This window comes from Mesorhizobium sp. M0587, assembly GCF_040320945.1.
Lineage (GTDB): Bacteria > Pseudomonadota > Alphaproteobacteria > Rhizobiales > Rhizobiaceae > Mesorhizobium.
Map to the genome: position 1 here is coordinate 1 of NZ_JAMYQP010000003.1, position 12,281 is coordinate 12,281.

Consider the following 12,281-nt stretch of genomic DNA (forward strand, 5'->3'; position numbering starts at 1 on the left):
CGCGTCGTCGGCAACGACAACACCGTCGCCTTCGGCCGCTTGCGGCTGCAACTGCCGCCGAGCCCGATCCGCCACCACTTCGTCAAGGCCAAGGTCAAGGTCAGGCGGTATCCCGACGGCGATCTCGCCGTCTTCCACGGCCCGCGCCGCATCGCAAGCTATCGACCCGACGGATCACCGTATGATCCAGACTCCGAACTCAAAAATGCAGCGTGAACCGCTTCGACGCCAAATCAGAAGCGGACAGATGATGTGCTACCAAAACCGGACATCTTGATTAGCTTCCGACACACCTGCATGGATGCGACCTCTGCCCCCGGTCAGGGCAGCGTGAACAACACCGGCAAAACACCCGACTGCTGGGCGCCGTCGATCAGTTCGAAAGCCGGCAGCGCGACGAGAAACACCAGCCCGTCGAGCATCGTGGTCAACAGCAAGCGCGGCTTGAAGCTGCCGGTATCGCCCTCCTGGTACAGTGAGAGCTTCGGGAAAAAGCGCGGCACCCTCGCCAGGTAGGCCTGGTATGGCGCGCCGAGCGCTTCCTTGAGGAACTTCTCCTCGCGCAGGATCACGATGTGAAAGGCGCCGGCGCACAGCAGCGCGAACAGGATGATGCCGGAAAACGAGCCGATCTGCGCGCCGACGCCGGCCGCGGCCACGGTCGAGAACACATAGAGCGGGTTGCGGGTGATCGAGTATGGCCCGCCCGTCACCACTTCGGAAGATTTGCGCCCGCCTATGTAGAGCGTCGCCCAAAGGCGCCCCACGATGCCGAGAAAAATCAACAGCACGCCGAACATCTCGATGGACTCGTGCACCAGCGTTTCGGGAGGGAAGGCCGATTGCCCGAACAGCAGCGCCGCGAACAGCACCGCCACGAGCACGGCAAGCACGATCCTGCGTATCTGCTGGTAGTTACCCAGCCCGTACTTGAATTCTTTGTCCAAGATTGGAATCCGATCGTCGAGGAGCCTAATGCATGTCGCCCAAAAATGGCCCCGATTTTGGGAGGACGACATGCATAAAAACAGAGCCGGCGATCGCAGCTGTGGCCAGGAAGCGGCGTCCCGCCGATCGCCGGGACGCCGTGTAACACAATTCAGGCGAATTTGGAGCGCGGTGCCACGCCTAACCCTATCGTGATCCAAGCAGATCCGCAAAAGTGCCGCACGGTTTTGCGATGAGAACCTGCGGCACTGAAGAAACCTGCGCGGACGACGCGTGGCGAAGTGAGCGTAGCCTGCTTAGCGCGGTGCCAGAACCATCATCATCTGGCGACCTTCGAGCTTCGGCTCTGCTTCGACCTTGGCGATGGTAGCCACTTCCTCGCGCACCTTGTTCAGAAGCTGCATGCCGAGCTCCATATGCGCCATCTCGCGGCCACGGAACCGCAGCGTCAGCTTGACCTTGTCGCCTTCCTCGAAGAAGCGGCGAACCGCCTTCATCTTGGTCTCGTAGTCATGGCTGTCGATGTTCGGGCGCATCTTGATCTCCTTGATCTCGATGACCTTCTGGTTCTTGCGTGCCTCGGCCGCCTTCTTCTGGTTGGCGTATTTCAACTTGCCGAGATCGAGGATCTTTACGACGGGGGGAACCGCATTGGGCGATATCTCGACGAGATCGAGCCCTGCCTCCTCGGCGAGCAGCAATGCGTCGTTGATGGAAACATCGCCACGGTTCTGGCCTTCGGCGTCGATAAGCTGGACCCGGGGAACCCGGATGTCACGGTTGGAGCGCGGGCCATCCTTGGTCGGCGCCGCTGCTTTGAAAGGTCTGCGAATGGTCGTGGTCTCCTTGGCCGTTTCGTTCAGGATTTGCAAGTTTTGATGCGTGGACGCGCAATGTGGTGAGCGCGCGGGCGGAGTCAATAGCACAGCATTGACAGGAAATCACCTGATCGCTGGCCTGCACCAAACAAAGAATGGATGCGAGCACTTTTCGCCACGCCACCGGCTGTGCCACAAGAGCCCGCACCAAAGGACGGCGCGAGGAAAAAGCCATGACTGCCCCTGCCTTTCTGGATGTCGACGGATCGAGTATCGCGGTGCGCCATATGGCGGGCTCGGCGCCTGGCGTCGTCTGGCTCGGCGGCTACAAGTCGGACATGCTGGGCACGAAGGCCGAGACGCTTGCGGACTGGGCGGGAAAAGAAGGCCGCGCCTTTCTGCGCCATGACTATTCGGGCCACGGCGAATCCGGCGGCGCCTTTGCCGATGGCACGATCTCGAAATGGCTTTCGCAGTGCCTTGCGGTATTCCGGCATTTCACGCAGGGCGATCAGATCCTGGTCGGCTCGTCCATGGGCGCCTGGATCGCGCTGCGCATGGTGCAGGAATTGCGCAAGGCAGGCGACACCAGCGTCGTCGGCCTGGTGCTGCTGGCGCCGGCGCCGGATTTCACCGCTGAACTGGTCGAACCGGTGCTGACCGAGGCGCAGAAGCGCGACCTCGCTGGAAAGGGCTACTTCGAGGAGCCGTCCGACTATTCCGCCGAGCCTTATATCTACACGCGCGCGCTGATCGAGGACGGCCGCGACAACCTTGTGATGACGGGTCCGATCGACACCCATTGCCCGGTTCACATCCTGCAGGGACTGGCCGATGCGGACGTGCCGGCGAGTCACGCCTTGAAGCTGGTCAGCCTGCTGCCGGCCGACGACGTGACATTGTCGCTTATCCCCGACGGCGACCATCGCCTGTCGCGGCCGCAGGATCTCGACATGCTGGTGCGCGTGGTAGGCGACATGGTCGGGCGAGGCAGGTGAGAATGCGCCTTTCCATTCCGGTATCGGCCTTCGTCGCCGCGATCGTCGGCTTCGGCGGCACCTTGGCCATTGTCATCGCCGCCGCCAAGGCGGTCGGCGCGACACAGATCGAGACGGCGAGCTGGGTAACCACCATTTGCCTCGCCATGGCGATCGAATGCCTGTGGCTGTCATGGCGCACGAAGATGCCTGTCATCACCGCCTGGTCGACACCGGGCCTTGCGCTGATTGCGGCATCGAGCGGCTTTTCGATGGGCGAAGCCGTCGGCGCCTTCATCGTCACCGGTATCCTTTTGATCGCCACCGGGCTGTTTCGGCCATTGACGAAACTGATCTCGAGGATACCGCCCTCCGTTGCCTCGGGCATGCTGGCCGGCATCGTCGTCATCTTCGCCCTCAACGCGGTCAAGACCGTTCCGGTCGATCCACGGCTGATCTTGCCGCTGATCGCGGTCTTCTTCGTCATCCGCCTGTTCAATCCGGCGCTTTCTGTGCTGGCGGTTCTGGTCGGCGGCGGCCTCGCAGCCTTCCTGACCGGCCGTGTCGGCGGCCTGCCGGCACCGGAACTGTCGACGCTGACGCTGATTGCGCCTGATTTCACCGCCAAGGCGATCGTCGGCCTGGCGCTGCCGCTCTATCTCGTCACCATGGCCTCGCAGAACCTGTCGGGTCTCGCCGTGCTGCGCGCTGCCGGCTACCACCCGGAGCCCGGCCCGCTGATCGGCGTCACCGGCCTGTTTTCGCTACTGTCGGCACCGTTCGGCGGCTCGACCACCAATCTGGCGGCGATCTCGGCGGCGATCTGCACCGGGCCGGACGTCCACCCCGATCCCGCCGAGCGCTGGAAGACCGGGCCCTTCTATGCGCTCGCCTATCTCGTCTTCGCTATTTTCGGCGCTTCGCTGGTAGCGATCTTCACCGTCCTGCCGCAGAGCCTGATCGTGCTGGTTGCGGGTCTCGCGCTGATGGCATCGCTCGCCAACGCGCTGTCGATCGCGCTGAAGGAAGAGGGTGATCGCATGGCCGCCACCGTCACCTTTGTCGTCACCGCGTCAGGGCTGACGCTGTTCGGCGTCGGCGCGGCGTTCTGGGGCCTGATTGCCGGGCTGGTCGTGCTTTTCCTCGATACGATCAAAAAGCAATAATCATTTCATAAGCTTGTCCGGTTTTAGCGAACATTGTCTTGAATCGCCGTTTTCTCCTTCCCATTTCGATTCCACGCAGCCGGTCCTGGCTGTCTCCAACCGAAGGAATGGGAGAAAATGAACACATCTGCATTGATCCGCCCGGCTTGGACGCCGGCAACCATCGCGCTGATGGTGATCGGCTTCATGGTGTTCTGGCCGCTCGGCTTCGCCATGCTCGCCTACATCATCTGGGGCGACCGGCTCGACGGCTTCAAGCGCGACGTCAACCGCGCGACGGACGGCATCTTCGCCGGCTGCCGCCGCGGGTCTGACAAGGCCGCCCGCTGGGGTCACGGCTCCGCCCGCACCGGCAACGTCGCTTTCGACGACTGGCGCGAGAAGGAGCTTGAGCGCCTTGCCGAGGAACGCCGCAAGCTCGACGACATGCTGACCGAGTTCGACGACTACGCCCGCGAATTGCGTCGCGCCAAGGATCAGGACGAGTTCGACCGCTTCATGGCCAACCGCAACAAGTCGACGGCAGCGACGAAGAGCGGTCCGAGCGCAGGCACGACGCCGACCAAGCGCGGCAAAGGCTCGAACCTGCTTGACGACTGACGCATAGACCCGAAAATCGTATCGAGTTTCGGAAAGTACGATGCGTAGGTTCTAAGGTGTTGGAGCATACTTCGTGCGTCCAATCGGATGCACGTCGCTCTAATGGCCGGGCGACAGGCCAAGATATAATGACGGCGTCGCGCAAGCGGCGCCGTTTCTTTTTTGTTCTATTCGTTTTTCTCGAATCGCGTATCGTCCGGCCATGACCCTCGGATTCTTCCGCAATCTGACCAAGCCTAAACCCACGCCCGTCGTCGAGCGCGAATATTGCGTCGCCGGCCGCACGCTGCCGCTCAAGATCGTCGAGAGCGCCAGGGCGCGGCGCCTGACCCTGCGCATCGATTCCGGCGGCCAGGGGCTGCGCATCACCGTGCCGCCGGGTCTGCGCCGCGGCGAGGTGGAAAAGTTCCTCGACCGCCATCAGGACTGGCTGGAGCAGCGGCTGGCCAAGGTGCCGACGCGGCCGCAGGTGCGGCCGGGCATCAAGGTCCCGGTGCGCGGCGTGCCCCACCGCATCGTCCATGAACCATCGAAACGCGGCACCGTCACCGTGTCGCGCGATGAGCGCGGTCCGCTGCTGATCGTGCATGGCGAGCGCATACACCTGCCGCGCCGCGTCGCCGATTTCCTCAAACGCGAGGCCAAGCGCGAAATCGAGAAGCTGGTGGTCAAACACACCGAGGCGATCGGCAAACGCGCCAAGGCGATCCGCTACAAGGACACTTCCAGCCGCTGGGGGTCGTGCACCTCCGACGGCAATCTGTCGTTTTCCTGGCGCATCATGATGGCGCCGCCGCCGGTCATAAACTATCTCGTCGCGCATGAGGTGGCCCATCTCAAGGAGATGAACCACGGCCCGAAATTCTGGAAACTATGCGAGAAACTCTGCCCCGACACCGACCGCTGCAAGGACTGGCTGAAGCGCAATGGCGGCGCGCTGCAGGCGATCGTGTTCGAGTAGCGTGGGGAAGGCGCGTCGAAGGCTCTGCCCTGCTGCAAACGTGGAGATTGGCGAGGTCACGCGAAGGCGCGGTAGCCGCCCAGGAGAATCTCAATCGTCATTCGCCGCGTTGAGTTCCTCCGGCCGCAGCCCTTCTTCGCTATGGTGCGGCCACGGCAGGAAATTCCGGTCGAACGCATCGCTGCCGAAATAATCCAGCGCCCGATGCGCTTCGGCGCCGTTGAATGCCGCCTTGTCCATCAGATGCGCGATCACCTCGCGCGCTTGCGCGATCTTCTGCCTGAGTTCGGCAACGGTTCTGTCGGCCATGATCGTGCTCCCGCCTTGCATCCAGTCTATCGATAGGTAGGGCCTTTGGCCTTGCCCGGCAAACAGTATGCTTTTTCTCGACTCTGCCTCGATTTCATGCCAATCCCCCGCCATGGCGCTCGACATCAAGATCTGCGGCTTGAAGACCGACCAGGCAATGGCCGCGGCACTCGCCGGCGGCGCCAGCCATGTCGGGTTTATTTTCTTCGCGAAAAGCCCTCGCTTTGTCGAGCCGGTGGAAGCCGGCCGTCTGCGCCAAGCGGCGCGCGGCAAGGCCAAGGCGGTGGCTGTCACTGTCGATGCCAGCGATGCCTTCCTGGCTGAGATCGTCGAAAGAATGCAGCCCGACACATTGCAGCTGCACGGTTCGGAAACGCCGCAGCGTGTGGCCGAGCTGAAAGCCCGCCATGGCCTGCCTGTCATGAAGGCGCTGCCGCTCAGCGAAGCCGCCGATCTCGAACGGATAAAGCCGTTCATCGGCGTTGCCGACCGGTTCCTGTTCGATGCCAAGCCGCCGAAAGGCTCCGAGTTGCCGGGCGGCAACGGCGTTGCCTTCGACTGGCGCATTCTCGCCGGCCTTGACGCCGGCGTCGATTACATGCTTTCCGGTGGGCTCAACGCCGCCAATATCGGCGATGCCCTTCGGCTTGCCAGCCCGCCCGGAATAGACATTTCCTCAGGCGTGGAGAGCGGGCCCGGCGTCAAGGATCCGGCGCTGATCGAGCAGTTTTTCCGGGCCGTCAGGGCAGCACGCGACAATCGCGCCGCCTGACCGGCTCAAACCAGAGCATGCCCCGGAAAGTGGGAACCGGCTTTCCGACTAGGACATGCCCACACATCAAGGCCAGGAGATCGGCGATGAACAAGCCGGCGACACCCAATTCCTTCCGCACCGGACCCGACGAACAGGGCATGTTCGGCATATTCGGCGGTCGTTTCGTCGCCGAAACGCTTATGCCCTTGATCCTCGACCTGGAGCGGCACTGGAACGAGGTCAAGAACGATCCGGATTTCAGGGCTGAACTCACCGACCTTTCGACCCACTATGCCGGGCGGCCGTCGAAGCTTTATTTCGCCGAGGGCCTTACCAGGCATTTGGGCGGCGCAAAAGTCTATCTCAAGCGCGAGGACCTGAACCACACCGGCTCGCACAAGATCAACAACTGCCTGGGCCAGATCCTGCTCGCCAAGCGCATGGGCAAGAAGCGCATCATCGCCGAGACGGGGGCCGGCCAGCATGGCGTTGCTTCCGCCACCGTCGCGGCCCGCTTCGGTTTCCCTTGCGTGGTCTATATGGGCGCCACCGACGTCGCCCGCCAAAGCCCCAACGTGTTCCGGATGAAGCTGCTCGGCGCTGAAGTGCGGCCGGTCACTTCAGGTCACGGCACGCTGAAGGACGCCATGAACGAGGCGTTGCGCGATTGGGTGACCAATGTCGAGGACACTTATTACCTCATCGGCACCGCCGCCGGCCCGCATCCGTACCCCGAACTGGTGCGCGATTTCCAGTCGGTGATCGGCACCGAGGCGCGGGCGCAGATTCTCGAACAGGAAGGCCGGCTGCCGGACACCATCATCGCCGCCGTCGGCGGCGGCTCCAACGCTATCGGCCTGTTCCATCCTTTCCTCGACGACAGGCAAGTCCGCATCATCGGCATCGAGGCGGGCGGCCGTGGTCTCGACGGCATCGAGCATTGCGCCTCGATGAACGCCGGCGCACCGGGCGTGCTGCACGGCAACCGCACTTATTTGCTGCAGAATTCCGACGGCCAGATCATGGACGGCCATTCGATTTCGGCCGGACTGGATTATCCCGGCGTCGGCCCGGAGCATTCCTGGCTGCGCGACTCGGGCCGCGTCGAATATGTGCCCATCCTCGACGACGAGGCGCTGGAAGCCTTCAAGCTGACGACGCGCGTCGAAGGCATCATTCCGGCGCTCGAATCGGCGCATGCCATCGCGCATGCGGTGAAGATCGTGCCCGCCATGGACAAGGACCAGATCGTCATCGTCAACCTGTCCGGTCGTGGCGACAAGGACGTGCATACGGTGGCCTCGATGCTGGGCATGGAGATCTAGGCCCTTTGGACAGTTTCGATTTGGGAGTTGACTATGAGCAAAATTCGTCCAAAGGGCCAAACATGACCACCCGCATCGACCGCCGCATGGCGAAGCTCAGGAACGAAGGCCGCCCGGCGCTCGTCACCTATTTCATGGGTGGCGACCCGGATTACAGCACCTCCTTGTCGATCATGAAGGCGCTGCCGGCGGCAGGCTCCGACATCATCGAGCTTGGCATGCCGTTTTCCGACCCGATGGCCGACGGCCCGGCTATCCAGGCGGCTGGCCTGCGCGCGCTGAAAGGCGGCCAGACGCTAGTCAAGACGCTGAAGATGGCATCGGAGTTCCGGACCGGCGACAACGAAACGCCGATCGTGCTGATGGGCTACTACAACCCGATCTACATCTATGGCGTCGACCGCTTCCTCAAGGACTCGATCGCCAGCGGCATCGACGGGCTGATCGTCGTCGACCTGCCCCCGGAAATGGACGAGGAACTATGCATCCCGGCGCTGAAGGCCGGCATCAACTTCATCCGGCTGGCAACGCCGACCACCGACGACAAGCGCCTGCCCAAAGTGCTGCAGAACACGTCCGGCTTCGTCTATTACGTGTCGATGACCGGCATCACCGGCTCGGCGCTCGCCGATACCGGCAAGGTGGCGGCGGCGGTGAGGCGCATCAAGAGCCATACCGACCTGCCGGTCTGCGTCGGCTTCGGCGTCAAGACTGCCGAGCAGGCCCGCGTGATCGGCGCCAATGCCGATGGCGTCGTCGTCGGCACCGCGATCGTCAATGCGGTCGCCAATGTGCTGGGGCCGAAGGGCGAAAAGACCGCTGACCCGGCCGAGGCGGTCGCCACGCTGGTCAGCGGCTTGGCGCAAGGCGTGCGCTCTGCCCGCCTTGCTGCTGCCGAATAGTTCTCCTAGATCGGGATTGTGCATGCCGTCGTTCCAAAGCCGGGTCCGCCGTTGGACGGTAGGCGCTAACTCTTCGTCAGGACAGGAGCCGAAGCGATGAACTGGATCACCAACTACGTTCGCCCGAAGATCAATTCGATGCTCGGCCGGCGCACCGACATGCCCGAGAATCTCTGGATCAAGGATCCGGAAACCGGCGAGATGGTGTTCCACAAGGATCTGGAATCCAACCAGTTCGTCATCCCGTCTTCCGGCCACCACATGAAGATCTCGGCCAAGGAGCGGCTGAAATACTTTCTCGACGACGGCAAGTACGAGCAGCTCGAAAACCCCAAGGTCGTGCAGGACCCGCTGAAGTTCCGCGACGAAAAGCGCTATACCGACCGCCTGAAGGACGCCAAGGCCAAGACCGGCCTGGAGGATGCGATCGTCAACGCGGTTGGAACTGTCGAAGGCCTGCCGGTGGTGGTGACGGTGCAGGACTTCGCCTTCATGGGCGGCTCGCTCGGCATGGCGGCGGGCGACGCCATCGTCCACGCTTTCGAGGTCGCCTTGCAGCGCAAGCGGCCGCTGATCCTGTTCGCCGCCTCCGGCGGCGCCCGCATGCAGGAAGGCATCCTGTCGCTGATGCAGCTGCCGCGCACCACAATCGGCGTCGACCGGCTGAAGGAAGCCGGCCTACCCTATATCGTCGTGCTGACCAACCCGACCACCGGCGGCGTCACCGCTTCCTACGCCATGCTGGGAGACGTGCACATCGCCGAGCCCGGCGCGCTGATAGGCTTTGCCGGACCGCGCGTCATCGAACAGACGATCCGCGAGAAATTGCCCGACGGCTTCCAGCGCTCCGAATATCTGATGGAGCACGGCATGGTCGACATGGTGGTATCGCGGCTTGAGCTGCGCGAAACCATCGCGCGCCTGTTGAGGATATTGCTCAAGATGCCGGGCGAGCAGAAGCCGGAGCCGGAAATCCTGCCACTGGCCGTGGCCTCCGCGGAAGCACGGCCGCAGGCCTGAGGCGACACGAAGCGCCGCGAACAGCGATTGCGCCAGATCTCCGGCGCGCTGTAGCTTTGATTGGCATGGTTCTCCCCGAAACCGATTCTGGTTTGCGGAACCATGCGTTGGGATTCTGCCATGACCACGCTTGCCGCCGACCGCGAAATCGAAGCCCTGATGGCGCTTCACCCGAAAGGCTTCGACCTTTCGCTCGATCGTATTTCGCGGCTGCTGAAACGGCTTGATAACCCGCAGGACCGGCTGCCGCCGGTGATCCACATCGCCGGCACCAACGGCAAGGGCTCGTGCGCGGCGTTTTCGCGTGCATTGCTCGAGGCGGCGGATTGCCGGGTGCATGTTCACACCTCGCCGCACCTAGTCAACTGGCACGAGCGCTATCGGCTCGCCGCCGACGGCGGCGGCAGGCTGGTCGACGATCGCGTGTTCGCCGATGCCATCGCCCGCGTCGCCCGGGCCAATGAAGGTGAGACGATCACTGTCTTCGAGATACTCACCGCCGTGACTTTCCTGCTGTTTTCCGAACACCAGGCCGATGCCGCGATCATCGAGGTTGGGCTTGGCGGCCGTTTCGACGCCACCAATGTCATCGAGGAGCCGGCCGTATCGGTGATCATGCCGGTGTCGCTCGACCACGAGGCCTATCTCGGCGACAGGGTCGAACTGATCGCCGCCGAAAAGGCCGGCATCATCAAGCCTGGCTGCCCGGTGGTTATCGGCGCGCAGGAAAGCGAGACGGCGCTACAGGTGCTGATCGAGACCGCCGAGCGGCTGGAGTGTCCGACCTTCGTCTATGGCCAGGACTTCCTCGCCTATGAGGAGAATGGCCGCATGGTTTACCAGGACGAGGACGGTCTGATGGACCTGCCGCCGCCGCGGCTGCCCGGCCGCCACCAGTTCGCCAATGCGGCTGCGGCGATCGCCGCCGTCAAGGCGGCCGGCTTCGAGATCAGCCATCGCGCCGCCGAAAAGGCGATGACCAAAGTCGCCTGGCCCGGCCGCATGCAAAAACTGGTGCAGGGCCGGCTGACGGAGCTGGCGCCGAAGGGCGCCGACATCTGGCTCGACGGCGGCCATAATCCCGGCGCCGGAGTGGTCGTTGCCGAGGCGCTGGCCGAGCAGGAAGAAAAGAACCCGCGCCCGCTCTTCCTCATTTCCGGCATGATCAACACCAAGGACCAGAGCGGTTATTTCCGCGCCTTCAAGGGCCTTGTCCGGCATGTCTACACGGTGCCGGTGAGCCAGAGCGATGCCGGTGTGCCGAATGACGAACTGGCGGTCCGCGCCACGGAAGCCGGGCTGACGGCCGAGCCGGTGAGTTCCGTCGCCAGTGCGCTGATGCTGCTGCGCGACACCTGGGATGGCCCGCCGCCACGAATTCTGATCGGCGGCTCGCTCTATCTGGCCGGCGCGGTACTGGCCGAGAATGGCACCCCACCGACATGAGGCGCGGAGCGCCGTAACAGCCCTTGTGCGAGGTGCTTCATAGCGCCCGTCGCCGCCGCCCCTCATTACCCTGCCGGGCATTTCTCCCCGTATAGTGACGGGGAGAAAAGTCGCTGTTGTCTTCGATTTCGCCGATTGTCAGCGTTGCAAAAAAGAGCGGCGAGATGCAGCCAGCCCCCTTCTCCCCGTTCTTCACGGGGAGAAGGTGCCGGTAGGCGGATGAGGGGCAGCGCGGCGTCTGATGTGTGACCGCAGCACGGCTCTCACTTCAACTCGATCTCGATAAAAGCGTATTCGCCTTCATTGGCGTTGATGACGTCGTGCTCGACGCCCTCCTTGCGGAAATACGGCGCGCCCTTCTTCATCTCGGCAATGGATTCGCCGTCCTTGGTCAAGAGCTTCACCTTGCCGTCCATCAGCGGCACCACGACGTAGTCGTGGCCGTGGCGGTGCCAGCCGGTGTTGTCTCCCGGTGCGAAGCGGTATTCGGTGACGATGACACGCTCATTGTCGATGAAGACGGTGGCCTTGGCGGATCCGGTCATATCGCGTTCTCCCTGCTTCTGCGTGCCAACAGAAGACATGCGGTGCCCGGGCGTGAGGGCCAGAGCGCCGCAGCGATGACGCCAACAAAAAGCCCGGCGCGATTGGCCGGGCTTGATATCGGGAATTTCGGAAGGATCAGGCGAGACTGCCATTGATCCAGTGCGACAGCGCGGTCTTCGGCGCCGCACCAACCTTCATGTCGGCCACTTCGCCGCCCTTGAAGATCATCAGGGTCGGGATCGAGCGCACGCCGAACTGTGCGGCGAGCTCGGGATTCTCATCGATGTTCAGCTTGGCAATCTTTATCTTGGCGCCAAGTTCAGTGGCGATATCTTCGAGCGCCGGGGCGATCATCTTGCAGGGACCGCACCATTCCGCCCAGAAATCGACCACGACGGGCACGTTGGCGTTAAGCACATCGGCTTGGAAATTGCTCTTGTCGACCTTGACGGTTGTCATCGGAAATCCTTTCGAACGTTTTGCCGCACCAAATGTGGTGGTGGTCGCGC

Annotated in this window: 15 protein-coding genes; 10 read left to right on the forward strand and 5 right to left on the reverse strand. The window is 63.0% G+C overall.

The annotated features are described in order from the left end of the window. On the forward strand, positions 1 to 216 hold a 216-nt coding region (locus NKI49_RS03335; protein ID WP_352695530.1), incomplete at its 5' end, for a hypothetical protein. Positions 217 to 320: 104 nt separating this feature from the next. Here the strand turns inward: NKI49_RS03335 and NKI49_RS03340 are convergent. Together NKI49_RS03340 and infC are read right to left on the reverse strand one after the other, a co-directional pair. Next, the gene (locus NKI49_RS03340) at positions 321 to 947 is read right to left on the reverse strand and encodes a methyltransferase family protein (protein WP_352599773.1); all 627 of its coding nucleotides are present in this window, start codon (positions 945 to 947) and stop codon (positions 321 to 323) included. A gap of 297 nt (positions 948 to 1,244) precedes the next feature. Next, positions 1,245 to 1,781 (reverse strand): translation initiation factor IF-3, encoded by a 537-nt coding sequence (infC, locus tag NKI49_RS03345; protein WP_010912915.1) that lies wholly within the window; start codon positions 1,779 to 1,781, stop codon positions 1,245 to 1,247. 218 nt (positions 1,782 to 1,999) lie between these two features. On the opposite strand from infC, the gene NKI49_RS03350 reads away from it, so the two are divergent. The 4 genes from NKI49_RS03350 (at position 2,000) to NKI49_RS03365 (ending at position 5,470) form a co-directional block, all read left to right on the forward strand. Continuing rightward, a complete protein-coding gene (locus tag NKI49_RS03350) occupies positions 2,000 to 2,764 on the forward strand; it encodes an alpha/beta hydrolase (RefSeq protein ID WP_352599775.1) in 765 nt (254 codons plus the stop codon). Between the two features lie 2 nt (positions 2,765 to 2,766). Then, positions 2,767 to 3,909, forward strand: coding sequence for a benzoate/H(+) symporter BenE family transporter (locus NKI49_RS03355; protein ID WP_352599777.1), 1,143 nt, complete (start codon positions 2,767 to 2,769; stop codon positions 3,907 to 3,909). 117 nt (positions 3,910 to 4,026) lie between these two features. Next, positions 4,027 to 4,509 (forward strand): DUF2852 domain-containing protein, encoded by a 483-nt coding sequence (locus NKI49_RS03360; RefSeq protein ID WP_352599779.1) that lies wholly within the window; start codon positions 4,027 to 4,029, stop codon positions 4,507 to 4,509. Between the two features lie 202 nt (positions 4,510 to 4,711). Next, complete coding sequence (locus NKI49_RS03365; protein ID WP_352599781.1) at positions 4,712 to 5,470, forward strand: M48 family metallopeptidase; 759 nt, start codon at positions 4,712 to 4,714, stop codon at positions 5,468 to 5,470. 90 nt (positions 5,471 to 5,560) lie between these two features. On the opposite strand, the gene NKI49_RS03370 is transcribed toward NKI49_RS03365, so the two are convergent. Continuing rightward, entirely contained in the window at positions 5,561 to 5,779 is a 219-nt protein-coding gene (locus NKI49_RS03370; RefSeq protein WP_352599783.1) for a hypothetical protein, read from the reverse strand. Positions 5,780 to 5,891: 112 nt separating this feature from the next. Between NKI49_RS03370 and NKI49_RS03375 the strand changes: the two genes are divergently transcribed. From NKI49_RS03375 to NKI49_RS03395, 5 genes are all read left to right on the forward strand, one after another. After that, positions 5,892 to 6,551 (forward strand): phosphoribosylanthranilate isomerase, encoded by a 660-nt coding sequence (locus NKI49_RS03375; protein ID WP_352600132.1) that lies wholly within the window; start codon positions 5,892 to 5,894, stop codon positions 6,549 to 6,551. Positions 6,552 to 6,637: 86 nt separating this feature from the next. After that, positions 6,638 to 7,858, forward strand: a complete 1,221-nt coding sequence (gene trpB, locus NKI49_RS03380; protein ID WP_352599785.1) for a tryptophan synthase subunit beta — start codon at positions 6,638 to 6,640, stop codon at positions 7,856 to 7,858. A 62-nt stretch (positions 7,859 to 7,920) separates the two neighbouring features. Beyond that, on the forward strand, positions 7,921 to 8,760 hold the full coding sequence (trpA, locus tag NKI49_RS03385; protein ID WP_352599787.1) for a tryptophan synthase subunit alpha: 840 nt from the start codon (positions 7,921 to 7,923) through the stop codon (positions 8,758 to 8,760). Between the two features lie 96 nt (positions 8,761 to 8,856). Next, on the forward strand, positions 8,857 to 9,780 hold the full coding sequence (gene accD / locus NKI49_RS03390) for an acetyl-CoA carboxylase, carboxyltransferase subunit beta (RefSeq protein ID WP_352599789.1): 924 nt from the start codon (positions 8,857 to 8,859) through the stop codon (positions 9,778 to 9,780). Positions 9,781 to 9,900: 120 nt separating this feature from the next. Then, positions 9,901 to 11,226 (forward strand): bifunctional folylpolyglutamate synthase/dihydrofolate synthase, encoded by a 1,326-nt coding sequence (locus NKI49_RS03395; protein ID WP_352599791.1) that lies wholly within the window; start codon positions 9,901 to 9,903, stop codon positions 11,224 to 11,226. 263 nt (positions 11,227 to 11,489) lie between these two features. On the opposite strand, the gene NKI49_RS03400 is transcribed toward NKI49_RS03395, so the two are convergent. Together NKI49_RS03400 and trxA are read right to left on the reverse strand one after the other, a co-directional pair. Beyond that, positions 11,490 to 11,771, reverse strand: a complete 282-nt coding sequence (locus tag NKI49_RS03400) for a cupin domain-containing protein (RefSeq protein ID WP_352599793.1) — start codon at positions 11,769 to 11,771, stop codon at positions 11,490 to 11,492. Positions 11,772 to 11,907: 136 nt separating this feature from the next. Further along, positions 11,908 to 12,231, reverse strand: coding sequence for a thioredoxin (gene trxA / locus NKI49_RS03405; protein ID WP_352599795.1), 324 nt, complete (start codon positions 12,229 to 12,231; stop codon positions 11,908 to 11,910). Positions 12,232 to 12,281 lie beyond the last annotated feature (50 nt).

Coding starts and splice junctions, on each gene's coding strand:
- NKI49_RS03350 (WP_352599775.1), top strand. CDS start 2,000: ATGACTGCCCCTGCCTTTCTGGATGTCGACGGATCGAGTATCGCGGTG.
- NKI49_RS03355 (WP_352599777.1), top strand. CDS start 2,767: ATGCGCCTTTCCATTCCGGTATCGGCCTTCGTCGCCGCGATCGTCGGC.
- NKI49_RS03360 (WP_352599779.1), top strand. CDS start 4,027: ATGAACACATCTGCATTGATCCGCCCGGCTTGGACGCCGGCAACCATC.
- NKI49_RS03365 (WP_352599781.1), top strand. CDS start 4,712: ATGACCCTCGGATTCTTCCGCAATCTGACCAAGCCTAAACCCACGCCC.
- NKI49_RS03370 (WP_352599783.1), bottom strand. CDS start 5,779: ATGGCCGACAGAACCGTTGCCGAACTCAGGCAGAAGATCGCGCAAGCG.
- NKI49_RS03375 (WP_352600132.1), top strand. CDS start 5,892: ATGGCGCTCGACATCAAGATCTGCGGCTTGAAGACCGACCAGGCAATG.
- trpB (WP_352599785.1), top strand. CDS start 6,638: ATGAACAAGCCGGCGACACCCAATTCCTTCCGCACCGGACCCGACGAA.
- trpA (WP_352599787.1), top strand. CDS start 7,921: ATGACCACCCGCATCGACCGCCGCATGGCGAAGCTCAGGAACGAAGGC.
- accD (WP_352599789.1), top strand. CDS start 8,857: ATGAACTGGATCACCAACTACGTTCGCCCGAAGATCAATTCGATGCTC.
- NKI49_RS03395 (WP_352599791.1), top strand. CDS start 9,901: ATGACCACGCTTGCCGCCGACCGCGAAATCGAAGCCCTGATGGCGCTT.
- NKI49_RS03400 (WP_352599793.1), bottom strand. CDS start 11,771: ATGACCGGATCCGCCAAGGCCACCGTCTTCATCGACAATGAGCGTGTC.
- trxA (WP_352599795.1), bottom strand. CDS start 12,231: ATGACAACCGTCAAGGTCGACAAGAGCAATTTCCAAGCCGATGTGCTT.